Below are 22,811 nucleotides of genomic sequence, written 5' to 3' on the forward strand. Positions count from 1 at the left end.
GCCCGTAAGCGGTCTGGTTCCCGTGCCCGGACGTGTCAGGCCGGCGGGGTCTCCTCCTGGTAGGAGTAGCGCTGCTCCAGCCAGGGGTCGGCGATGTTGTGGTAGCCGCGTTCCTCCCAGAAGCCGCGCCGGTCGGCGACGAGGTACTCGATCGCGCGGACCCATTTGACGCTCTTCCAGGCGTACAGGTGCGGGACGACCATGCGGAGCGGCCCGCCGTGCTCAAGGCTGAGGGGCTCGCCGTCGCGGTGGGTGGCCAGCAGGGACGTGTCGGCGAGGAAGTCCGACATCCGCACGTTCGCGCTGTAGCCGTACTCGGCCCAGACCATCACGTGGGTGGCGTCGTCCGCGGGCGGGGCGAGCGCGGCCAGCGCCGTCGCGCGGACGCCCTCCCACACGACGTCCCGGATGGAGAACTTCGTGACGCAGTGGAAGTCGGCCGTGACCCGCTCCCGTGCCATCGCCGCGACCTCGGGCCAGGTCCAGCGGGTCTCCTGCCCGGAGGCGGTCGCGCCCTGCACCCGCAGGTCCCAGCGCTCGGGACGGAACTTCGGCACCGGACCGTAGTGGAGTACCGGCCAGTTACGCGGAACGTGCTGTCCCGGCGGGAGCGGCTCTTCAGCCGCCATCACGTATCTTCCGCCCGCAGTCCCTCATCGCCCGCCATCCTGCCATTCGCCCCGAGACGGGCAACGCGGGCCCCTACCGCACGCGCATCCCCCGGCATGGGCTACTGTGTGCGGCGTGAGCAACGTCTTCTCCTTTAGCTATGGCGGGCCCGGGTCACGGGCGGCTGCCAGGAAGACGCTGCACTAAAGGCAACCGCTGACGAATGCCCCGGGCCGACTGGCCCGGGGCATTCGTCGTTTCTGGGAAGAGAGAACAGCATGGTCGTCGTCATGGCCGCCGAGGCCGGGGAAGCCGATGTCCAGGCCGTCGTCGAACGCGTCGAGTCGGCGGGCGCCGAGGCGTTCGTCAGCCGGGGTGTGAACCGCACGATCGTCGGGCTGGTCGGCGACGTGGAACGGCTCGGCACGCTGAACCTGCGCGGGATGCGCGGCGTCGCCGACGTCGTGCGCATCTCGGTGCCGTACAAGCTGGTCAGCCGGGAGAACCACCCCGACCGCTCGGTCGTACGGGTCGGCGGCGTGCCGATCGGGCCGGGGACGATGACGCTGATCGCCGGGCCGTGCGCGGTGGAGACGCCGGAGCAGACCCTCCAGGCGGCACAGATGGCGCAGGCCGCCGGTGCGACGTTGCTGCGGGGCGGGGCCTTCAAGCCGCGGACGTCGCCGTACGCGTTCCAGGGCCTGGGCGAGAAGGGCCTGCGGATCCTGGCCGAGGTGCGGGCCGAGACGGGCATGCCGATCGTGACGGAGGTGGTGGACGCCCACGACGTGGAGCTGGTCTCCTCCTACGCGGACATGTTGCAGGTCGGCACGCGCAACATGCAGAACTTCGCGCTGCTGCAGGCGGTCGGCGGGGCGGGCAGGCCGGTGATGCTCAAGCGCGGCTTCAACGCGACGATCGAGGAGTGGCTGATGGCCGCCGAGTACATCGCGCAGCGGGGCAACCTGGACATCGTCCTGTGCGAGCGCGGCATCCGGACGTTCGAGAAGGCCACGCGGAACACGCTGGACATCTCCGCGGTGCCGGTCGCCCAGCGGCTGTCGCACCTGCCCGTCATCATCGACCCGTCGCACTCGGGCGGGCGCCGGGAGCTGGTGCTGCCGCTCACGCGCGCGGCGATCGCGGTGGGGGCCGACGGGGTGATCATCGACGTGCACCCGCATCCGGAAGAGGCGCTGTGCGACGGTCCGCAGGCGCTCGTCAACGGCGATCTACGCGAACTGGCCAAGACCGTCCGCGACCTGCCCCCGCTGGTGGGCCGCACCCTCACCACCGTGTGAACCGGGCCGGAGAGGCGGCTCGCGGTCACGCACGCTGGACGGTCAGCCGCCTCCCGGTCTCGTCGGAGCGCCGGACGGCGTCGAGCAGGCGGTGCACCCGCACCCCGGCGTGGAAGTCCGGGGCGGTGCGCGTGCCCGTGCGGATGTCGGCGGCGAGCGCGGCGTACAGCCGGGCCACGTTGCGGGCCTCGATCCCGAGGACCGGGGCGGGATCGGGCGCCGGCGTCTCCTCCCACCGGCCGTCCCGCGAGGTGAGGAGGCGCAGCTCGCTCAGCTGCACCCCGCCCGGGCCGTGCGCGCCCGACACGACGGCGAGGTCGCCGTCGGTCCCGGCGATCTCGATCCGGGTACGGCCGTCGGTCTCCTTGCCATCGTGGACGTGGGCCGAGACGACCGCGCCGCTCGCCAGGGTGCCGTTGAGGAGAAGGTGGTCGGGGCCGGTCGCCTCGATCTCCTCGCCGGTCTCCTCGACGACGTGACGGGGCCGCTGGACCGACAGACGGGCCGAGAGCTCGGTGAGGTCGCCGAGCAGGTACTCCAGCGCGTCCAGCGTGTGCCCTGCGGCCACCTCCAGCATGCCGGCCCCGTTGCGACGATCGAGCGTGTACGCGGCCCATGCCGGGACCCGCCCGCCGGCGCCCTTGCCGCGGGCCGCGTACACGGTGGCCGAGGTGACCCGTCCCACCCGGCCGCCGGTGAGCAGTTCACGCGCCTGACGGATCTCCGGGGCGTGGCGGGCCTGCAGGCCGACCGCGTGACGCACGCCGGCGCGGTCGGCGAGCTCGGCCAGAGACTCCGCCTCGTCGGTGGTCAGCGCCAGCGGCCACTCGCAGTACACGTGCTTGCCCGCCTCGATCGCCGCCCGGACCAGCGCGGCGTGCGCCGGCACCTTGACCGTGACGGCGACCAGGTCGACCTCGTCGTGCTCGGCGAGCCGCCGCGCGTCCGTGAAGGCGTGCTCGGCGCCGAAGGCCCGTGCGGCCTCCCGCGCGCTCTCCTCCCGCGTGGTGCCGACCGCCGTGATCACGTGGTCCGGCAGCGCGCGGAGGGCCGGGACGTGCGCGCGGGCGGCCCATCCGCGCCCGGGCGTGGCCCCGATGATGCCCACCCTGATGCGGTCTGCCATGGCCGGCTCCTTCCCTCATAAGCGGACGCACGCCGTCCGCTTACGCCCGGAGCCTAGGATAAACGGACGGCCTGCGTCCACTTTGCTAGCCTTCCGTGGCATGAGCGCCGTGGAACGGATGCTGGCCGGTGACGCGGGACGCCGGCCGCGGTCGGACGCGCTCCGCAACCTCGAACGCCTGGTGACGGCCGCGCGCGCCGCGATCGCCGAGGACGGCGTCGAGGTGACCGCACACGAGATCGCCCGCCGGGCGGGCGTCGGCATCGGCACCTTCTACCGCCGGGTCTCCTCCCGCGAGGCCCTCCTGTACGCCGTGCTGGAGGAGGTGCTCGGCGAGATCCTGGCCACGGCGGACCGGGCGCTCGACGACCCCGACCCCTGGCGCGGCTTCTGCGACTTCGCCGCCGCGTTCGTCCGGCTTCGCGCGGAGAGCTGCGGCGTGGGCGAGGCGCTGGGCGGCGCCTGCGGCCCCGCACTCGACCGGTGCCTCGGCGAGGTCCGCGACCGCGTCCGGCGCCTGGTCGAACGCGCCCAGGAGTCCGGGCGCATGCGCCCGGACGTGTCCTGGACGGACGTCCCCTTCCTGCTCGCCGGCGTCGCGACCGGCCCACGCACGATCGGCCTGCACGCCGGAGACGGACAGTGGAACCGCAACCTGAGAGTCGTCCTGGACGGACTGAGCACTCCCCGGCCCGCCGCCCTGCCCTCCACCACGAACGCCCCGGCGCAGGCATAAGGCCCGCCCCCGCCCCACCACGGGGCAGCGGGCACTCCGCGCGCCAGGCACGGACGCTCCGCCGCAGGCGTGAAGTCACCCGTTCCGACCTCACAGATCTTCCCGACGGCCACCACAACGCGCCGAGCTTCGCGCGTACGCCGCACGCCGCCCTCCGGCACGAGTGTTCCCGTGCGGGTACGAGGCCGTCATTTTCCGCCTCGCCGACCGCCGTCACAGCTCGGCGGGGTTCGGCACGAGCGGCCCGCTCCGGCCCCTACCGGCGCCGCCGGTAGGGCGCGGCCCCGCTTCGCGTGGCGCGTCGTGGGCGGGTTAGGCTGCTCGCCATGACGTACTACACCGCTCAGCTCGGACCGCCCCGGCTCTGACCGGGGCCGCCCCTCCCCCACGTCCGGCAGACCGCCCGGCGTGGTCGTGAGCGTGTTCAGGCGCGTCCCCGGATCCGGTGTTCATCATCCGGTTCGAGCCTGGAGTCTCTCTCGTGACCAGTACGTCCCTCAGTTCCACCACGCCCGTACGCCGGTTCGGCGGGGCGGCCGACATCGTCCTCGCCGCCGCTCTCTGGGGCACCACCGGCACCGTGCGCACCTTCACGCACGCCGGTCCGGTCGTCGTGGGCGCCGCCCGGCTGCTCATCGGCGGGGCCTTCCTCTTCGTTCTCGCCGTACGTTCCGGTGGCCTGCGGCCGCTGATCGCCGCCGGCCGCCGTACCCGGCTGATCCTCTTCCTCGGCGCCGCCCTCGCCTCGATCTACCAGGTGGCGTTCTTCAGCTCCGTCGCCCGTACGGGTGTGGCCACCGGCACGGTCGTCACGATCGGCAGCGGGCCGGTGTTCGCCGGGCTGCTCACCCTCGCCCTGCGAATGGGCGCGCCGAGCCGCCGCTGGCTGCTGTCCACCGTCGGCGCGGTGGCCGGCTGCACGGCGCTGACCGTCGGCGGCCGGTCCGCCGGAGTCGAGCCGGTCGGGATCGGTCTCGCCCTGCTGGCGGGCTTCGGGTACGCCGCGTACGCCACCGCGGCGTCCGTGCTGATCACGCGCGGAGAGGAGGACCGGGCGGTGACCGGTGTCATCTTCGGCGGCGCCGGGATCCTGCTGCTGCCCGTACTCGTGTTCGAGGGTGCCGGCTGGATGTTCACCGTACGCGGCGGCCCGGCGGCGCTCTACCTCGGCCTGATCACCACGGGCGTCGGCTACGTCCTGTACGGCCGGGGGTTGCGCACCACCCCGGTCGCCACGGCGACGACGCTCACCCTGGCAGAACCGGCGGTCGCCGCCGTACTCGGCCTGTTCGTGCTGGGCGAGCATCTCGGCGGGCTCGCCCTGGCCGGTCTCGCCCTGCTGGTGATCAGCCTGCTGATCCTCACCCTGCCGGAGGGCAGGCCGAGGCGGTGATCGACACGGCGGGGCCGTCCGGGCCCCGCCGGTAACCCGCGTGGGGGCGGCCCGGCGGCATCATGCGTCCGGGTGGCCCCTGCGCGGGAACGGACGGTGGGAGCCGCGACCGGCCTGGACGGACCGAACGTCCCGCGGCCCGCCGCAACGTCCGCGTCGGCGAAGACGCGCCCGCCGCCCGACGCGGCCGCGGCCCGTTCGGCCGGTCCTCACGAGCAGCACAGACCACCCTGGATGCGAAAAGCCCACCCCGGCCGAACTCGCCATCACGGCCACCCGCGCGCCGACCGTCCTACCCGCCCGCCTCGGGAACGCCCGGCACAGGCCACCCCGCCGACCCCCTTGGATGCGAACACCGCGGTCGCCGCGATGGCGCCAAGCAGCAGCCATGAAGGGCCGGCGATGGTGGGACCCGCCCACAGCCACTGCGCGACCCGTGTGTCGCCGACCCCACCGGAGCCCGCCGTCGCAGTGCCGCCTCCTGTGGCGGCTCCGGCCGGAGCCGGTGCGGACGCTGGCGTGCAGGCCGGCCCGGCATCAGCGGCTTCACGTGCTGAGCAGGCTCAGCGCGAACGGCCCGGGCCGGCTCGCCCGCCGTCGGCAGGTCAGGCGGTCGGCTCGCCGTACGACGGGCGGTGCTCCTGCAGGGACGTGGCGAGCTGCTCGGCCATCTCGCCGGCGTCGAGGCGCTTCTCGATCTGACGGAGATCGTCGATCTTGGCGCGGGTCTCGGCACGACGCGGGGTCAGGACGGTGCAGCAGTCCTCGTCCGGCAGTTCGGAGATCGCGAGCGTGTGGAGGCGGCGGGCCTCATCCATGATCTCGACCTTGTCCATGCCGATGAGCGGACGCAGGATCGGCAGCTCCACCGCGTCGTCGAGGGCGGTGATGTTCTGGAGCGTCTGGCTGCTCACCTGGCCGAGCGAGTCGCCGGTCACGAGCGCCGCTCCGCCGAGGTTGTGCGCGACGATCTCGCCGGTCTTCAGCATCAGCCGTCGCTGCGCGACGATCTGCAGCCGGTCGGCTCCGGAGGTCTTGATCTGCTGCTGCGCCTTGCCGAACGGCACCACGAACAGCCGTGAGCCGCCCTGGAACTTGTCCAGCTCGCGGACCAGGGCGTACGCCTTGTAGATCGACTCGGGGCCGGTGAAGGGCATGCCGGAGAAGTGGAGGAAGTCCACTCGCAGGCCGCGGCGCATCATGCGGTACGCGGCCACGGGCGAGTCGATGCCGCCCGACATGAGGACGAGCGCCCGGCCGCTCATGCCGACCGGCAGGCCGCCCGCGCCCGGCATGCCGTCGGTGAAGACGAACACCTCGCGCTGGTCGACCTCGACGAACACCGCGATGTCGGGCTGCTTCAGGTCGACCGGCAGGTCGTAGCGCTCCTGGACCTTCGAGCCGAGCAGGATGTTCAGCTCCGAGGAGGTCATCGGGAAGCGCTTGTCACGGCGCCGCGACCGGATCGCGAACTTGCCCTTGTGCGCGAGCGCCGGGTGCTGGCCGACGAGGTCGAGCGCCGCCCGTACGGCCGCGTCGGGGTCCTTGTCCACCCGCCACGCACGGTGCACCCACACGATGCCCATCACGTCGGTCATGCGCCGCGCGACCGCGTCGACGTCGGCGAGCTCGCCGCTCTCGGTGCGGACGACGATGACGCCCTCGCGCTGCCAGACTTGGATCTTGATCCCGAGGCCCTTGACCGCAGCGCGGATGTTGTTCTGGAGCCGCCGCTCGAACAGGTCGCGGTTTCTGCCCTTCAGAACGAGCTCACCCAGCTTGAGCAGCACACAGGGCTCACCGTTCACAGGGGTGTGCCTGCTCGGGCTCTCGGCCGCCGCGTCGAGCATGGGCATGGATGACCTCCAGCAGGGGAAGCGGGGAAGGGGCGACGCGCCTAGTGTCGCGCAAGAAGTGCAACATCGCGACTCGGGCGCGGTGTTCCCGTGTCGTCACCGTTTCACGCAGGTGTACGCGCCGTAGATCCGGCCGCGGAAGCCGGTCCGGACGATCTCGAATCCGGCGGCCTCCAGCATCGGCTCCAGCAGCCACCGGAAGGTGCTGTGCTCGGTCCGGAGGTGTTCGGCGAAGTCCTCGCGGGTGTAGCCCCGCGTGGGATCGGCCGCCGCGCCGTCGAACCAGCGCGCGATGACCTCGTCGGCCTCCTCCGGGCGGAAGTCGAAGACCAGGTCGCGCAGCCGCAGCACGCCGCCGGGCCGCAGGATCCGCGCGACGCGCTCCAGGGCGAGTGCCTTCCAGAAGTCCGGAAGCTGATGCAGCGCGTTGCGGCTGCAGACCGCGTCCGCCGGCGCTCCGGTGTGCTCATAGGACAGGAAGCCCGCGCGTACGCACTCGACGTTGGGAAATCCGGCGGCCCGTTCGCGCAGGACCTCCTGCATGGCGGGCGAGACGTCGACCGCGACCACGCGGCGGAACCGCGGCGCGGCGGCGAACGCCAGCCGTCCGGTGCCGGCGCCGAGGTCGACCAGGGTGCCGTCGAGCCCGGCGAGCTCGGCGAGGTCCTCCTCGACGTCCGGCAGAACGTCTCGGTCGTATCCGGCCTTCGTCTCGTACCGGGCGACGAACCCCGGATCGAGGTGCTCGGCACCGGCGTGGGCGAGTTCGTCGAGGGTCCACGATGTGTCCATTTCGCGATCCTCACATCGGAGGCGGGGCGGCCGCACGCGGTTTTCTCACCGCGGCGAGCCGGCCCCGACGGGCTCCGGCGAGCGTTCCACCGGCCGCAGGCCGGGCGCGAGGGCCAGCGTGACCGCCACCGACGCCGCCGCCATCACGGCCATGGCCGTCGCCGGTGAGGTGTGCTGCGCGACGGCCCCCGCGAGGACCGCGCCGACGCCCTGCATGGCGAGCATCCCGGAGGAGTGCAGGCCCAGCGCGTGCCCGTGCATCTCACCCGGCGTGATGGCCATCAGCCGCTCCTGCAGCAACAGCGTCGCGGAGTATCCGATCGACGCGAGGACGACCGCGGTGACCGCGACGGGCGCCGGTGGGTCCACCGCGAAGATCAGGTACGGGACGGCGAGCAGCAGGCGCAGCGGCGCGCCGAGACGCCGCCGCCACCGGTCGGCCACGAACCGGCCGGCCAGCGTGTCCCCGACCAGCATGCCGAACGCCGCGACGGTGAACAGCAGGCCCGCGTGGCCGGGCGCGTACGGGACGAAGAGCGACTCGCAGCCGACGATCAACCCGTTGGGCACCCAGAGCGCGAGGTAGACGCAGCGGCGGGACCGGTCGGACCACAGGACCGCGTTGCTCCTCCAGGTCTCGGCCACCGAGGGGCGGCCGGCGGCGCGCGGCGGGCGCGCCCCCAGGCCCGTACGGGAGACGGCCGCGGCGGCGAGGAAGAGGGCCGCGCCCGCCAGCAGGGTGCCTCGCGGGGACAGCGTGGCGACCAGCACGCCTCCGGCCGCGAACCCGAAGATCTGCGACGTTCCGGCCGACATGTTCAGCACCGACCGGCCCAGCAGGTAGCCGTCGGCCGGGAGGATCTCGCTGAGCAGCCCGTACCGGACTCCCCCACCAACCGACGCGACCAGCCCCTGGCCGAGGACGATCGCGAAGATCGCGCCGAGCGGCAGGCCGGGCACGGCCAGCACCAGCGTGCTCAGCCCGAACACCAGCCCGATCGCGGTCATCGCCGCGCGCGGCGGCAGGCGGTCCGCCGCCGACAGCAACGCCACCGCGCCGGCCAGCTGGGCGAAAGAGGCGCCGAACATGCTGAGCGCCGACAGCAGCGGCGACCGGGTGGCGGTGTAGACGAGGGTGCCGAGCGCGAGCCCGCTCAGCGTGGACGCGGCGACCTGAAGGGAGCTCGCCGCGAACAGCGGCGTGAACTCCTCGGTCCGAAAAAGCTCCCCGTATGTACGCATAGCGGGAAATATGACTTCACCGGCGCGGCAACCGTTATGGTTTCGCCGGGAGGCGAAACTCAGTGGGGTTGTGGCAGGTCAACGCGGACACGCTGGCCGGGAGCCGATTCGTGGTCTCGGAGCTGAACGAGACGATCGCCTCGCTGGTCGCCCTGCAGCGCGCGACCGCCGCCCACCCCGGCGAACGCGCCTGGCTCGACGCCCACCTGCCGGCGTACCGGGCACGGCTCCGCGACGACCCGGTCGCCGCCCTGCTCGTACGAGCCGGTCTCATGGGCAGCTGGAACGCCGCCTTCCTCACGCCCACACCGCCCGGCGAGGGCAGCCCGTCGTTCGCCGATGAGGTGGCCCGGATCTGGGAGACACCGCCGGACACCGCTCGCGTGGACCTGACGGTGTCGCTGAAGGGCCCGTTGCCGCCCATGCTGGACCGCCCTGACCTGCCCTCACGCGCCGCCGGCCTGCTGGAGTGGGTGTGGACGGAGGCGGTCCGGCCGTACTGGCCACGCCGCCGGCGGCTGCTGGAGGCCGACATCCTCGCCCGTACGCGACAGCTCGGCGAGGGCGGCTGGGCGAGGGCCCTGGACGACATGCGCCCGGGGATGCGCTGGCTCGGCGACGGCCGTCTGCGGATCAACATGTACGACCACTCACCACGGGTGATCTCGGGCGCGCAACTGCTGTTCGTGCCGGTCACGCCGGGCCGGGGCTGGGTGTCGTGGGAGGCACCGCACCGGTACGCCGTGGTGTACCCGTGCGCGGGCGTACTGGCGGACGGCACCGGATCCGGCGCGCCGCAGGCACTGGGGCGCCTGCTCGGCCCGGCGCGGGCCGGCGTCCTGACACTGCTCGCGTCGCCGAAGAGCACGACACAGCTGGTCGCCCTGACGGGACAGGGCCTGGGCTCGGTGGGCCGCCACCTGAAGATCCTTCTGGAGGCGGGCCTGGTGACCCGCCGCCGTACGGGCCGCTCGGTCCTGTACTACCGCACGCCGGCGGGCGACACCCTGGTCACCGCGTCCCGCCGATAGCCGCCGGAGACCCGGGCTACCGCGGATCGAGCAGCTCTTCAACCGACTCGACGCTGCCGGCGCGCCGCACCCAGGAGTCCAGCAGCGACAGATCCGTCGTCTCACTGATCCGCACCCGCACCGACTCCGGAACCTCGATCCCCCGAGCGGCGAGCAGAAGCAAGATCGCGCGTGCCTCGCCCTTGGCCTCGCCTTCGGCGACATACCTACGGGCGAAGTCGCTCTTGTACTCGCGGGCTCGCGTCTTCATGATCTCCTCCAGGATTCCGCGGGCCGTCTCGGGAAGCACGGCGAGCCGCGCTCCGTCGTGGCCGAACGTCACCACGGCATCGGCACGATAGGGAGACTATTAGTAATCGATCGGTAACGCAAAGTCAACACAATCGAATGTGCGTGCGGCAAGCCGGTCGTACGCCGTCGAGGAGGAAACCGGGCCGATGGGGCATCATCGGCTTCGAAGTCTTGGAGGACCGACTCGGGAGGGCCATGAGCGAGCCATCTGCGACCGCCGCCGCGCCCGCGTTGCGGCGGCGGCTCGGGCTCTTCGACGCCGTCGTGATCGGGCTCGGGTCGATGATCGGGGCCGGGATCTTCGCCGCGCTCGCCCCGGCGGCGCGGGCGGCCGGGTCCGGGCTGCTCCTCGGCCTGGCCGTGGCCGCCGTCGTCGCGTACTGCAACGCCACGTCCTCGGCACGGCTGGCGGCCCGCTACCCGGCGTCCGGCGGCACGTACGTCTACGGGCGGGAGCGGCTCGGGGAGTTCTGGGGTTACCTCGCCGGGTGGGGATTCGTGGCCGGTAAGACCGCTTCCTGCGCGGCCATGGCGCTGACCCTCGGCTCGTACGCCTGGCCGGCGCGGGCCCACGCCGTCGCCGCCGGCGCCGTCGTGGCGCTCACCGCGGTCGACTACGCCGGGGTGCGCAAGTCCGCCTGGCTCACCCGCGTCATCGTCGCCGTGGTGCTGGCCGTGCTGGCGACCATCGTGGTCGCCGCCCTGACCTCCGCCGCGGCGGATCCGGCACGGCTCGACGTCGGTACGGACGCCACCGCCGGCGGGGTGCTCCAGGCGGCGGGCCTGCTGTTCTTCGCGTTCGCCGGGTACGCGCGCATCGCCACTCTGGGCGAGGAGGTGCGCGACCCCGGGCGGACCATCCCCCGGGCCGTCCCGGTCGCGCTGGGCATCACCCTGGTGGTCTACGCGGCGGTGGCGGTCGCGGCGCTGACCGTTCTCGGCCCCCGCGGGCTGGGCGCGGCGACCGCTCCCCTGGCCGACGCCGTGCGCGCCGCGGGGATGCCGGGCCTGGCCCCGGTCGTACGGGCCGGCGCGGCCGTCGCGTCGGCGGGGTCGCTGCTCGCGCTGATCCTCGGGGTGTCGCGCACGACGCTGGCCATGGCCCGCGACCGGCACCTGCCGCACGCGCTGTCCGCGGTCCACCGCCGGTTCGGGATCCCCCACCGCGCCACACTGGTCGTGGGCGCCGTCGTCGCGGTTCTCGCGGCGACCACGGACGTGCGCGGGGCGATCGGGTTCTCCTCCTTCGGAGTGCTGGCGTACTACGCGATCGCCAACGCCTCCGCCGCGACCCTCACCGCGGACGAGGGCCGGCCTCCGCGCGCCGTGCCGGTCGCCGGGCTGGCCGGCTGTGTGGTCCTCGCGTTCGCCCTGCCGGTCACCTCGGTGGTCGCGGGCGCGGCCGTGCTGGCCGCCGGCGCCGCCGCGTACGCCGTCCGCCGGGCGATGACGACCTGACCGCACCCGCCCTGGACGACGAAAGGCCCCCGCCGCGTGCGGCGAGGGCCCGGTGTCCGGCCGGAATCAGCCGAAGAAGACCTCGGCCTCGCTGTAACGCTCGACCGGGACGGTCTTGAGCTGGTCCGTCGCCGCGCTCAGGTCGACGCGCACGATGTCCGTGCCGCTCAGGCCGACCATCTTGCCCCAGTCGCCGTCGTGCACCGCGTCGATCGCGTGCAGGCCGAAGCGGGTCGCCAGGACCCGGTCGAACGCGGTCGGGGTGCCGCCGCGCTGGATGTGGCCGAGGACCGTCGTACGGGCCTCCTTGCCGGTGCGCTTCTCGATCTCCGCGGCCAGGCGCTCGCCGATGCCGCCGAGACGCACGTGACCGAAGGCGTCGAGCTCCTGGGTCTGCACGTCCATCTGGCCGTCGGCCGGGTGCGCGCCCTCGGCGACGACGATGATCGGCGCGTACTTGGTCTTGAACCGGCTCTCGACGTAGCCGCAGACCTTCTCGATGTCGAACGGCCGCTCGGGGATCAGGATGACGTTGGCGCCGGACGCCATGCCGGCGTGCAGCGCGATCCAGCCCGCGTGGCGGCCCATGACCTCGCAGATCAGCGCGCGGTGGTGGGACTCGGCCGTGGTGTGCAGCCGGTCGATGGCCTCCATCGCGATGTTGACCGCGGTGTCGAAACCGAAGGTGTAGTCGGTCGCGTTGAGGTCGTTGTCGATCGTCTTGGGCACGCCGACGACCTTGACGCCGCGGTCGTGCAGCTGCCGCGCGACACCCAGGGTGTCCTCGCCGCCGATGGCGATGAGCGCGTCGACGCCCAGCCCGGCGAGGTTGTCCTTGATCCGCTCGACGCCGCCCTCGATCTTGATCGGGTTGGTGCGGGACGATCCGAGGATGGTGCCACCGCGGGGCAGAATGCCGCGTACGGCTTGGACGTCCAGCGGAATGGTGTCACCCTCGAGGGGACCGCGCCAGCCGTCGCGGAAGCCGACGAACTCGTACCCGTACTCCTGGACGCCCTTGCGGACCACTGCGCGGATGACGGCGTTCAGGCCGGGGCAGTCACCGCCGCCGGTCAGCACTCCGACACGCATGCCTTCTCCTCTTCGAACCATGGACTGACCCGACCAGACTAGTGGGCCGGGAACGGTGGATGCGGCATCACGCGCGAGGCACGATGCACCGCGATTGGTCTAGACCATAGCGGATAGCGCCCCCGCCCATCAGCTCCGTACGGGGAGAACATCCTGACTTTTCGCGACCGGGGGGTAAAGCCGGGAAGCGTTCGGCCGGCGGTCGTGTTGCGGTCACCGGGCCGTCACCCCGTACCGGCCGGGCCCTCCGGGTGGACAATGGCGGTGAGGACGACGTGACAACCGGTAAAACAACCTCCCGCCCGACCGTAGGTGTACGCCCGGAGAGCGATCTGAGAGATGATGGTCATCTTCCCAACCCCGGGCCCGCGCGCCCACGATCCGCACCCGCAACCTTTTGGTCAATCAGAGTTGTCCCGGCCGTAGGCTCTTTCGTGAAGCGGCGGTCGACGGGAGTTCCGAGGGGAGGCGCCATGGCGCTCACGCCAGGCGTCAGGTCGGAGGCGACGGGCCCGGCACCCGGCGACTCCGGTCTCGCACACAGGGGGGCCGGCCGATGAGCCGGCGCGGCAACGGGCTGACCGCGGACGCGTACGTTCCTGTCGCCGATCTGACACCGCAGCTCGCGGACGCGATGCTGGCCGCCCTGCGCGAGGCCGGGATCGCCGCGTACGCGGTGCCGGCGCCGGGCGAGACCGGGGGTTATCTGGACGTCCGCCTGCCGGAGGAGCCCACCGACCGGCTCTACGCCGACGCCAGCGCCAAGGCCGCCGCCGAGGAGATCCTCGAGGCACGGCTTCCCGAGCTGCGGGAGGACTACGCCGCCTCCCGCGACGAGGACCAGATCTTCGCCGAGATCGTCGCGGCCTTCGACCGCCCCTCGGCCCCCGGCGAGACGCCGTGGCCGGCCCAGGAGAACATCGACGATCCCCTCGACGACACCGCCGACGACCCGGGCGACGACCCGCCCGCCGAGACGAACGGCGAGCTGATGACCGCTCGCGTCGTCAAGCCCGCCACCGACGACGAGGACGACGATCACTTCGTCCCGCCGCCCCCTCCCCCGCTCCCGAAACCGGACGCGCTGACCCGGTTCGCCTGGATCGCCCTCCTCGGGGGGCCGGTCTACCTCGTGGCGTCGGTGTTCCTGAGCTGGGACGTGCCGAGCTGGGCCGCCTTCGTCGCGGTCGCCGCCTTCATCGGCGGCTTCGTGGCGCTGGTCCTGCGCATGGGCGACGACCCGCCGGAGGACGACGACGGCGCGGTCGTCTGATCAGCTCTCGCGGACGCGGAGCTCGGCCAGCAGCGGGCGGTGATCGGTCGCCGCCGGATAGTCGGCCAGCAGCTCCGGCTCGTCGGGCACCCCGCAGCTCAGCACCTCGAACCCGGAATCGGCGAAGACGCCGTCGATACGCGTGCGCGGCGTCCGGGAACTGTACGTCGCGCCCTGGCCCGACGGCGCGGTCGCGAATCCGTCCTGGAAGCGCGACGCCAGGTGCTCCCACGCCCCTCCCCCGGGCTCCTCGTTGACGTCCCCGGCGAGCACGACCGGGGCGCCGAACCGCTCGCGGATCCGCGCCAGCTCCGTCACGATCTCCTCGGCGTGCCGCAGCCGCGGCCCGTCGGCCAGGTCCAGGTGCACGCTGGCCGCCACGAACCGCGCCCCGCCGACCTCGAACAGCCCGAAGACCAGCCCGCGCCGGTGCAGGCCCGGCACGGGCGACAGCAGGCGGTGCCGCCGGTGCAGGAGGGCCGTGCGGGGCCCGGCGTACAGCTCCAGCCCGGCGGGCCGTGAGCGTACGGCCAGGCCCAGCGACGTGCGCCGGGCCAGCCAACGGCGCTTGCGGAGCCAGAACGCGAACCTCGGCGCCTCCTGCACGCACGCGACGTCCGGCTCGAGCCTGCGGATCACGCGGGCCAGCGCGGCCCGGTCGTCGCGCATCGACCGGACGTTGTAGCTGAGCAGCCGAATCGTCGTCAACGGACCGTTACAAAAGCGGCTCAGCGCAGGCGCGCCAGGTCCGCGGCGCCGACGATGCCGGCGTCGGGGCCCAGCTCGGCCATCCGGATATCGGCGAAGACGCGATGGCCCCGGCCGGTCAGGGCGTTCTCGAACGCGGCGCGTGCCGGGTCGAGCAGCAGGTCGCCCGCCTCCGACAGGCCGCCGCCGATGATGAACGCGCCCGGGTCGAGGATGGCGGCCAGGTCCGCCATGCCCTGGCCGACCCACACGGCCACGCTGCGGAAGCACTCCAGCGCGGCGGTGTCGCCGCCGCGCGCCGCCTCGGTGATCTCCGGGCCGCTGATGCCCTCGGGCGAGCCGTCGCCGAGCTCCAGCAGCCGGCCGGCCAGGGCCGGGGAGACGCGTGCCAGCTCGCGCGCCTCGGCGACGAGCGCGTTGCCGGAGGCGTACTGCTCCCAGCAACCGCGGTTGCCGCAGCCGCAGCGCCGCCCGTCCGGAACGACGCGGAAGTGCCCGAACTCACCGCCGATGCCGAACCGGCCGCGGTACAGCTCGCCGTCCATGATCAGCCCGCCGCCGATGCCGGTGCCCAGCGTGATCAGGACGATGTGGTCCTCACCGCGGCCCGCGCCGAACTTCGCCTCGCCCCACGCGGTGGCGTTGGCGTCGTTCTCCACGATCACCGGCAGGCCGACCTGGCTCTCGACCTTCTTCTTGAGCGGCTCGTCACGCCAGGCGAGGTTCGGCGCGAACAGCACCATGGAGCGGCTCTCGTCCACGAAGCCCGCGGCCCCGAGGCCGACCGCCTCCACCTCGTCGAACTTGCCCTTGAGGATGTCGACGACCTCGGCGATGACCGCGGCCGTCTCGTGGGGGCTGGTCGAGGGCGTCGGGCGCCGGAGCTTCTCGATGATCCGGCCGTGGTCGTCGACCACTCCGGCGGCGACCTTCGTGCCGCCGACATCCACACCAATGGTCAGCGTCATCGACGCGGCCCCCTAGTCACCCTGCGGCCGGCCGCCGTCGGCCGGTTCTCCACCCGGCTCGTGACGCGACGACTCGGCCGGCTTCGTACGCTCGAACCCCGCCACCGCTTCGCGGAGAGCGGCGAAGAGTGACTCGCCCGCCGACATCACGTGGCTCACCACGTCGGGGCCGGACTCACGGGACGCCGCGATCGCCCGGCACACCGGGCAGTAGCGGCACTCCGGCGCGCCGGTCGCGATGTGGTCGCCCCAGGCTTCGCTGGTGGCGTCGCTCCACACGTCATCGGACCGGGAACCGGCACCCGTGGCACCGCTCACGCGCCTCCGCAGTACGTCGACGAGACGCATTGCCTCAAACAGCGCCGATGCTGGCTGTTCACTCATGGGGTCATCATCTACCTAATCGTTCGGCGTGAAACGGTACCGTCCCGCGAGGGATGCGTGGCACACAGGCCGGGCATCCGGAGGTGAGCTACGCTTCGACGCGCTGTTTCAACCCTTTCAGCGCCGTCTCGATTATCCGCTTCTCCGCTTTGCGCCGGACCATTCCGATCATCGGGATCCGTACGTCGACCGCGAGCTCGTAGGTCACCTCGGTGCTCCCATCGACCGGGGCGAGACGATATGCCCCGGTCATGCCGGTCAGCATCGCGCCGGACTCGGCGAGCTTCCAGTGGACCGCGTCGTCACCGTCCCAGTCGTAGGCGAGGACATAGGTGTCCTTGATGGGCCCGGCCTCCAACGTGATCCGTACCTGCTCCGCGCGCCCGTCATCTCCGGTGGAGAGGACCTCGGCGGCGGTGATGCCCTCGGCCCATCCAGGGTATGCCGGAAAGTCGGCGATCACCGCCATGATCTCTGGTGCGGCGGCGCCGATCGTAATGCTCGAACTCGTGCGATCCGCCATCGCGGGCGTCCCTTCTTCGGCACTCGAACGTTTCCTGCGGGAGCGTAGCCGTTACCACTCCAGAACGTACGGAACGCCGCGAGCGCGAAAGTGCCCGACGTTGACGCATTCGGTGCGGCCGATCCGCGTCCGGCGTACGAGCGGCTGGTGGACGTGGCCGAACAGCACGTAGCGCGGCTGCGTGTCGCGGATGGCGTCCAGCACGGCCTCGCTGCCCCGCTCGAAGCGGCGCGCCACGGTGTCGTAGAGCAGTTCGGGCACGGCCGGCGGGATGTGGCAGCACAGGACGTCGACCTCGCCCACGGCCGCGACCTTCGCGGCGTAGGTCTCGTCGTCGATCTCGTGCGGCGTGCGGTACGGGGTGCGCAGGCCCCCGCCGACGAAGCCGAACCGCCAGCCGTCGAGGTCGACGGTCTGCCCGTCGAGCACGTGGTGGCCCTCACGGAGGTTCTCCGACCACATGCGAGGGATGTCGACGTTGCCGTACGTGAGGTAGGCCGGGGTGGGCATGGCGCCGAACAGCGCCTTGTACTGCCGGCGGACCGCCGCCTCGATGTGCGACCTCGGCTCGCCCTCCAGCGACGCCCACAGCCGCCCGGAGAACTCCCGCGCCTCGTCGAAGCGCTTCTGCGTGCGCAGGGAGATGAACGTGTCGGCGTGTCGTTCTCCGAACAGGTCGGCGAAGATGCCCTGGGCGTGGTCGTCGTAGTCGATGAAGAGGATGAGATCCCCGAGACAGACGAGCGCGTCGGCCCCGTCGCCGGCCGCGGCGAGCGCGTCCACGCGCCCGTGCACGTCGCTCACCACATGAACCCGCATAGGTGCACCCTACTTCCGCGAACCCCGTCCTCAGCCGAGCAGCGACCATGGACACGAGCGCGGCATCAGGTGCAGGAGGCGTCGACGACCGCACGCCATTCGCGTACGAGCGAGGCGTCGACCACCGAGGCGCCCGAGGCGTCGCGCCGCCGGACGGCCGCGCCGACGTGGAAGGCGTCCACCCCCGCCGCGGTGAGCACGGCCACGTGCTTGCGCCGCAGCCCGCCGCCGACCAGCATCAGCGGCGCGTACGCCGCGGCGCGCCGCAGCAGCGACTCCATGCCGGCGTCGACGCCGTGCGGGGACCCGGCGCAGAGCACGGCGTCGAGACCGGCCAGCTCCTCGATCGCCGGCCATGCCTCGTCGGCGCACACGGCGCTGTCGACGGCCCGGTGGAAGGTCCACGGCAGCGGCGCGACGGCCTCGGCCAGTTTCGTGGTGGCCGACGCGTCGACGGCGCCGGACGCCTCCAGGAAACCGAAGACGAATCCGTCCGCCCCGGCCTCGGCGTGCTCGGCCGCCACCCACCGCAGCCGGTCCAGCTCCGGGCCGTTCGTGCGGAACCCGGTCTTGGCCCGCAGCATGACGCGCATCGGCAGGGATGTGGCGCGGCGCATTCCGGCGACGACGCGAGGGTCGGGCGACAGTCCGCCGGCCCGCAGGTCCGCCACGACCTCGACCCGGTCGGCGCCTCCCTCTTCGGCGGCCTCCGCGTCGGCCTCGGTCTGTGTGATCACTTCGAGCAGCGACATCTTTCTCCCCCGATCGCCCCGCGAGCGCATTCTCGCGACGGCCGGGAGCCGTGCGGGCCGGATTGACCTGGTCTTTGTCCGGCCGGGCCGCTCCCATTCCCGCTACCGGACGCGATGCGACGGTGGTGAGGAAGCGCGCCGAGCGGTGATAAGAAGAAATGCGAGACGCGTCACCCGCCGGAGGCTACCGATCGGTAAGTAGACGCGGTACCGTCCGTGCAGTTCCTGGCCACCATGCCCGCAAAGGAGAGATCCGTGCGTGAGTTCAGCGTTCCCGCGCAGGTGACGATCGCCGGCTCGGCGAATCTGACCGAGACGCTTTTCTCCCGGGCGGCCGAGGAGCCCGGCCGTACGGTCTTCCGCCGCAAGGACGGTGCCGGATGGCGCGACGTCAGCGCCCGCGAGTTCGGCGACGAGGTCGCCCGGGTCGCCGAGGGCCTGGTCGCGGCGGGCATCGAGCCCGGCGACCGCGTCGCCCTCATGTCCCGCACCCGCTACGAGTGGACCGTCGCCGACTACGCCATCTGGACGGCCGGCGCGGTGACCGTGCCGATCTATGAGACCTCCTCCGCCTCGCAGATCCAGTGGATCATCGGCGACTCCGGCGCGAAGGCGATGTTCGTCGAGAGCGACGAGCACGAGAAGGCGGTGGCGTCCGTACGCGACGACCTGCCCGAGCTCGCCCACGTGTGGCGGATCGATGCCCCGCCGTCCCGGCCGTCGGGCGAGGGCGACGAGGCGGTCGGCGCCGACCTGGACGAACGGCGTGCCTCCCGTACCTCCGGCGACCTGGCCACGGTCATCTACACCTCGGGCACGACGGGCCGGCCGAAGGGCTGTGAGATCACCCACGAGAACCTCCTCGCGACCGCGCGCAACACCATCGAGGGCGCCCTGACGGAGGTGTTCGGCCTGAGCGAGGGCTCGACGCTGCTGTTCCTCCCGCTCGCCCACGTGTTCGCCCGGCTCATCGAGGTCGGCTGCGTGGAGGCCGGCGTGGTCCTGGGCCACACCCCCGACCTGACCGACCTCGTCGGCGACCTCGAGTCGTTCCGCCCGACCTTCCTGCTCGCCGTGCCTCGCGTGTTCGAGAAGGTCTACAACGGGGCCGAGCAGAAGGCCGCCGCCGACGGCAAGGGCAGGATCTTCCGCATCGCCGCCGACACCGCGATCGACTACAGCCGGGCCGCCTCCCCGGGCCTGGGCCTGCGGCTGAAGCACGCGGTCTTCGACCGGCTCGTGTACACCAAGCTGCGGGCCGCGGTCGGCGGCCGGGTGACCCACGCCGTGTCCGGCGGCGCCGCCCTGGGCGAGCGCCTCGGCCACTTCTTCAACGGGGTCGGCATCACCATCCTCGAGGGGTACGGCCTGACCGAGACGACCGCGCCGATCGCGGTCAACCTGCCGAGCGACAACCGCATCGGCACGGTCGGCAAGCCCATCCCCGGCACCTCGGTGCGCATCGCCGACGACGGCGAGGTCCTGGCCAAGGGCCCGAACATCTTCGCCGGCTACTGGCACAACGAGGAGGCCACCAAGCAGGTCCTGGAGGACGGCTGGTTCCACACCGGCGACATCGGCGAGCTCGACGGCGACGGCTACCTGAAGATCACCGGCCGGAAAAAGGAGCTCATCGTCACCGCCGGCGGCAAGAACGTCGCCCCCGGCCCGCTGGAGGACCGGCTGCGCGCCCACCCGCTCGTCAGCCAGTGCCTCGTCGTCGGCGACGGCCGGAAGTTCATCGGCTGCCTCATCACGCTCGACCCCGAGGCGATCGAGCCGTGGAAGGAGGAGCACGGCAAGTCGTCGCTGTCGGCGGCCGAGCTGGCCGAGGACCCCGACCTCGTACGGGAGATCGACGCCGCGGTGGCCGAGACCAACGCGTCGGTGTCGCGGGCCGAGGCGATCAAGAAGTACCGGATCCTGGCGAACGACTTCACCGAGGAGACCGGGCACCTCACGCCGACCCTGAAGGTCAAGCGCAACGTCGTGCTCAAGGACTTCGCGGACGAGATCGAGGCGCTCTACTCCTAGCTTGGGCCCGTCGCGAAGGCCCGCCGTCCTGTTGCGCGGCGCCCAGGCGACGCCGTCAGGAGGCGAGGAGAAGGCGAAGGGCCGCCTCGGACGCCGAGCCGGGCTCGGCGGCGAAGACGGCAAGGCGCTGACCGGGCTGCTCCTGCAGCCGGAACACCTCCTCCGCCAGGGTCATCTCTCCCACCAGCGGGTGCCGGAACGTCACCGTGACCGAGTGGCAGTCGCGTACGGGATGGCGCGCCCACATGGCCGCGAACTCCGCGCTGTTCATCGTCAGCTCCCCGACCAGCTCCGTCAGCGCCGGATCGTCCGGCCACTGTCCGGCGGCCTTGCGGAGGTAGGCCACCGTGTCACGTGCCTTGGCCGGCCACTCGGCGTACAGGTCGCGTGTGTGCGGCTCCAGGAAGACCAGGCGAGCCATGTTCGGACGGTCGCCTGGCCGGTCCGGGGCGTCCAGGGCGAGATGGGGAGCCGGCAGCGCATGAGCGGGGCGGTTCCAGGCCAGGATGTCGGCCGCCCTGCCGAGGACGAGCGCCGGATTGACGTCCATCGAGCGCAGGACGGCGACCGTGGCGGGCCGCACGCGCTCGGGCCGGTACCGCCGCACGCCCTTACGCGGCGGCCCGGCCAGACCGCGCAAGTGGGCCTGCTCCTCGTCGTCCAGCCGCAGCGCCCGCCCGATCGCGTCGAGTACGGCGTCTGAGGCGTTCACGCTCTGCCCCTGCTCCAACCGGGTGTAGTACGCCACGCTCACCCCGGCGAGCTGGGCGAGTTCTTCGCGGCGCAGTCCCGGGACACGGCGGCGCGATCCTGGTGCTGGCGCTCCTGCTCGGAACCCAGTTCATGCTGGCCGCCGACTTCTCCATCTTCAATGTCGCCCTGCCCGCCGTGGGCAGGGGCGTCGGGCTCGCCCTTGACACCCTGCAGTGGGTGGCCACCGCCTACGCCCTCCCTGCCGCGGGCTTCACGCTGCGGTTCGGACGGGTCGCCGACCTGGCGGGCCGACGCAGAATGCTGCTGATCGGACTCGGCCTGCTGGCCGCCGCCTCCGTGTACGGCGGGACGGCCCACACGCCCGTCGCGCTGCTGTCCGCCCGCGTCGTTCAGGGACTGTCCACCGCCATCGCGGCGCCCGCCGCCCTCTCGCTGATCACCACCACGTTCCCCGAGGGGCCGCTGCGCGCGCGGGCACTGGGATTCAACGGCGCGATCACGGCGGCCGGGTTCACCTGTGGCGCACTGCTCGGCGGGATGCTGACCGGGCTGTGGAGCTGGCGCTGGGCCTTCCTGGTGAACGTCCCCGTAGCGCTGGTCATCGTCGCCGCGGTTCCCCGGCTGATCCCGGAGGGACGCGACGGCCGTACGGCCCGGCTCGACCTGCCCGGTGCGATCACCGTCAGCCTCGGACTACTCGCCCTGATATGGGGCGTCACGACCGGCGGCGTGGCGCGGTGGGCGTTCGTCCCCGCCGCCGGGCTGCTGATCCAAGGGAACGCCTGGTGGGTGGCGGCGGCCCTGGCGGCCTGCTACTTCGGGAACATGGTGGCCGTCGTGGCCTATGTCGTCACCGTCACCTCCGGCCTGCCCGACCACGAGCAGGGACTGGCCACCGGGCTGAGCGCGATGGCGCAACAGGTCGGCACGACCGTCGGCATCCCCCTGCTCAGCACGATCGCCACCGCGCCCGGGGGCATCCACTCGGCGGTCGGCGTGAACGCCGCGATCACCATGGCGGTGGCCCTGCTGGTCCGGCTCCTGGGACGCGTGCCCGCGGCCGGCTGAGTTCACGACGCGACGCCCCGCAGGACATCCCTGTGCCCGGCCACCTCGCCGGGGACGTCCGGGCGCGGCTGACGGCCACCATCGGCGGCTTCACCGGGCTGTACGGCAGCGGGCGTCCGTACCTGGGCCGCGCCGCGCTGCTCGCGGTCGTCGCGGCGGCCGCGACCGGGTGGGCCGCGGTCCTCGTCGTCGCGGTGATCGCGGTGGCGGCGACCTGCTGTGCAACGCGCTCGCGGTCGGGCCGCCGGGGCCGTACATGTTCACACTGGCGTGCGCGGCCGTACGACGCGAGCACCGGCCCATCGGCGGCCGTACGCCGGGCGGCCGAGCGGCTGCGGCCGGCGGTGGTCGCGACGGAGCGGTCGGCGTACCGGCTGCCGGCCGCGTGCTGGGCGGCCGAACGGGACGGCGAGCCGGCCGTCCCCGGCGCGGCGGGCCTGCCCGCGACGCTGGCGGATCTGGCCGCGGCGGCCCGCGAGGGCACCGGGCCACCGGAGGAGGGTGAGCCGCCGGAGTTCCTCGCCGAGGAGGTCGCGGCGGTACGCGAGTCGCTGTTCAGGGCCGAGACCGAACCGGCTCCGTAGGGTCCGGTGTCCCGCGTCGGCTCCTTGGGCCCCCGCTTGCCGGACCGCTTCCGGGAC

At 72.6% G+C, this 22,811-nt stretch carries 23 protein-coding genes; 9 read left to right on the top strand and 14 right to left on the bottom strand.

Annotated elements, in window-relative coordinates; genetic code table 11:
• Positions 1–35: 35 nt before the first annotated feature.
• Positions 36–629 (bottom strand): molybdopterin-dependent oxidoreductase, encoded by a 594-nt coding sequence (locus tag QSK37_RS01660; RefSeq protein WP_285617009.1) that lies wholly within the window; start codon positions 627–629, stop codon positions 36–38.
• Between the two features lie 258 nt (positions 630–887).
• On the opposite strand from QSK37_RS01660, the gene aroF reads away from it, so the two are divergent.
• The gene (gene aroF, locus QSK37_RS01665; RefSeq protein WP_285617010.1) at positions 888–1,910 is read left to right on the top strand and encodes a 3-deoxy-7-phosphoheptulonate synthase; all 1,023 of its coding nucleotides are present in this window, start codon (positions 888–890) and stop codon (positions 1,908–1,910) included.
• Between the two features lie 25 nt (positions 1,911–1,935).
• Here aroF and QSK37_RS01670 read toward each other — a convergent pair whose 3' ends face one another.
• On the bottom strand, positions 1,936–3,036 hold the full coding sequence (locus QSK37_RS01670; RefSeq protein WP_285617012.1) for a Gfo/Idh/MocA family protein: 1,101 nt from the start codon (positions 3,034–3,036) through the stop codon (positions 1,936–1,938).
• 100 nt (positions 3,037–3,136) lie between these two features.
• On the opposite strand from QSK37_RS01670, the gene QSK37_RS01675 reads away from it, so the two are divergent.
• Both QSK37_RS01675 and QSK37_RS01680 read left to right on the top strand, forming a co-directional pair.
• Positions 3,137–3,772 carry a TetR/AcrR family transcriptional regulator gene (locus tag QSK37_RS01675; RefSeq protein WP_285617013.1) on the top strand — a complete coding sequence of 212 codons (636 nt, stop codon included), beginning with the start codon at positions 3,137–3,139 and terminating at the stop codon, positions 3,770–3,772.
• Between the two features lie 481 nt (positions 3,773–4,253).
• Entirely contained in the window at positions 4,254–5,165 is a 912-nt protein-coding gene (locus tag QSK37_RS01680) for a DMT family transporter (RefSeq protein WP_285617014.1), read from the top strand.
• Between the two features lie 605 nt (positions 5,166–5,770).
• On the opposite strand, the gene thiI is transcribed toward QSK37_RS01680, so the two are convergent.
• The 3 genes from thiI to QSK37_RS01695 all read right to left on the bottom strand — a co-directional run bounded on the left by thiI (position 5,771) and on the right by QSK37_RS01695 (position 9,055).
• Entirely contained in the window at positions 5,771–7,021 is a 1,251-nt protein-coding gene (thiI, locus tag QSK37_RS01685; protein ID WP_285617015.1) for a tRNA uracil 4-sulfurtransferase ThiI, read from the bottom strand.
• A 96-nt stretch (positions 7,022–7,117) separates the two neighbouring features.
• Positions 7,118–7,813 carry a class I SAM-dependent methyltransferase gene (locus QSK37_RS01690; RefSeq protein ID WP_285617016.1) on the bottom strand — a complete coding sequence of 232 codons (696 nt, stop codon included), beginning with the start codon at positions 7,811–7,813 and terminating at the stop codon, positions 7,118–7,120.
• A gap of 45 nt (positions 7,814–7,858) precedes the next feature.
• Complete coding sequence (locus QSK37_RS01695; RefSeq protein ID WP_285617017.1) at positions 7,859–9,055, bottom strand: MFS transporter; 1,197 nt, start codon at positions 9,053–9,055, stop codon at positions 7,859–7,861.
• 62 nt (positions 9,056–9,117) lie between these two features.
• Here QSK37_RS01695 and QSK37_RS01700 point away from each other — a divergent pair, with 62 nt between their 5' ends.
• Positions 9,118–10,086 (top strand): ArsR/SmtB family transcription factor, encoded by a 969-nt coding sequence (locus QSK37_RS01700; protein ID WP_285617018.1) that lies wholly within the window; start codon positions 9,118–9,120, stop codon positions 10,084–10,086.
• 16 nt (positions 10,087–10,102) lie between these two features.
• Here the strand turns inward: QSK37_RS01700 and QSK37_RS01705 are convergent, their stop codons facing one another.
• Entirely contained in the window at positions 10,103–10,411 is a 309-nt protein-coding gene (locus QSK37_RS01705) for a hypothetical protein (protein ID WP_285617019.1), read from the bottom strand.
• Positions 10,412–10,572: 161 nt separating this feature from the next.
• Between QSK37_RS01705 and QSK37_RS01710 the strand changes: the two genes are divergently transcribed.
• On the top strand, positions 10,573–11,835 hold the full coding sequence (locus QSK37_RS01710) for an APC family permease (RefSeq protein ID WP_285617020.1): 1,263 nt from the start codon (positions 10,573–10,575) through the stop codon (positions 11,833–11,835).
• Between the two features lie 66 nt (positions 11,836–11,901).
• On the opposite strand, the gene QSK37_RS01715 is transcribed toward QSK37_RS01710, so the two are convergent.
• Complete coding sequence (locus QSK37_RS01715; RefSeq protein ID WP_285617022.1) at positions 11,902–12,927, bottom strand: 6-phosphofructokinase; 1,026 nt, start codon at positions 12,925–12,927, stop codon at positions 11,902–11,904.
• Between the two features lie 556 nt (positions 12,928–13,483).
• Here QSK37_RS01715 and QSK37_RS01720 point away from each other — a divergent pair.
• Positions 13,484–14,200 (top strand): hypothetical protein, encoded by a 717-nt coding sequence (locus QSK37_RS01720; RefSeq protein ID WP_285617023.1) that lies wholly within the window; start codon positions 13,484–13,486, stop codon positions 14,198–14,200.
• Here the strand turns inward: QSK37_RS01720 and QSK37_RS01725 are convergent, their stop codons facing one another.
• The 6 genes from QSK37_RS01725 to QSK37_RS01750 form a co-directional block, all read right to left on the bottom strand.
• A complete protein-coding gene (locus QSK37_RS01725; RefSeq protein ID WP_285617025.1) occupies positions 14,201–14,908 on the bottom strand; it encodes an endonuclease/exonuclease/phosphatase family protein in 708 nt (235 codons plus the stop codon).
• A gap of 20 nt (positions 14,909–14,928) precedes the next feature.
• The gene (locus QSK37_RS01730; protein ID WP_285566811.1) at positions 14,929–15,876 is read right to left on the bottom strand and encodes an ROK family glucokinase; all 948 of its coding nucleotides are present in this window, start codon (positions 15,874–15,876) and stop codon (positions 14,929–14,931) included.
• Between the two features lie 12 nt (positions 15,877–15,888).
• Positions 15,889–16,194: a hypothetical protein gene (locus tag QSK37_RS01735; RefSeq protein WP_285617027.1), complete on the bottom strand. Its 306-nt coding sequence runs from the start codon at positions 16,192–16,194 to the stop codon at positions 15,889–15,891.
• Positions 16,195–16,348: 154 nt separating this feature from the next.
• On the bottom strand, positions 16,349–16,783 hold the full coding sequence (locus QSK37_RS01740; protein WP_285617029.1) for an SRPBCC family protein: 435 nt from the start codon (positions 16,781–16,783) through the stop codon (positions 16,349–16,351).
• A gap of 51 nt (positions 16,784–16,834) precedes the next feature.
• Positions 16,835–17,602, bottom strand: a complete 768-nt coding sequence (locus tag QSK37_RS01745; RefSeq protein ID WP_285617030.1) for a metallophosphoesterase family protein — start codon at positions 17,600–17,602, stop codon at positions 16,835–16,837.
• 65 nt (positions 17,603–17,667) lie between these two features.
• Positions 17,668–18,354, bottom strand: coding sequence for a copper homeostasis protein CutC (locus tag QSK37_RS01750; protein WP_285617031.1), 687 nt, complete (start codon positions 18,352–18,354; stop codon positions 17,668–17,670).
• A 255-nt stretch (positions 18,355–18,609) separates the two neighbouring features.
• Between QSK37_RS01750 and QSK37_RS01755 the strand changes: the two genes are divergently transcribed.
• Positions 18,610–20,388 (top strand): AMP-dependent synthetase/ligase, encoded by a 1,779-nt coding sequence (locus QSK37_RS01755; protein ID WP_285617034.1) that lies wholly within the window; start codon positions 18,610–18,612, stop codon positions 20,386–20,388.
• A gap of 55 nt (positions 20,389–20,443) precedes the next feature.
• Here QSK37_RS01755 and QSK37_RS01760 read toward each other — a convergent pair whose 3' ends face one another.
• The gene (locus QSK37_RS01760; protein WP_432705514.1) at positions 20,444–21,136 is read right to left on the bottom strand and encodes an MmyB family transcriptional regulator; all 693 of its coding nucleotides are present in this window, start codon (positions 21,134–21,136) and stop codon (positions 20,444–20,446) included.
• A 65-nt stretch (positions 21,137–21,201) separates the two neighbouring features.
• Between QSK37_RS01760 and QSK37_RS01765 the strand changes: the two genes are divergently transcribed.
• Positions 21,202–22,170 (top strand): MFS transporter, encoded by a 969-nt coding sequence (locus QSK37_RS01765; protein WP_285617036.1) that lies wholly within the window; start codon positions 21,202–21,204, stop codon positions 22,168–22,170.
• A gap of 32 nt (positions 22,171–22,202) precedes the next feature.
• Positions 22,203–22,754 (top strand): hypothetical protein, encoded by a 552-nt coding sequence (locus tag QSK37_RS01770; RefSeq protein ID WP_285617038.1) that lies wholly within the window; start codon positions 22,203–22,205, stop codon positions 22,752–22,754.
• Positions 22,755–22,811: the final 57 nt, after the last annotated feature.

This window comes from Actinoallomurus iriomotensis (assembly GCF_030269445.1).
Taxonomy (GTDB): Bacteria; Actinomycetota; Actinomycetes; order Streptosporangiales; family Streptosporangiaceae; genus Actinoallomurus; species Actinoallomurus iriomotensis.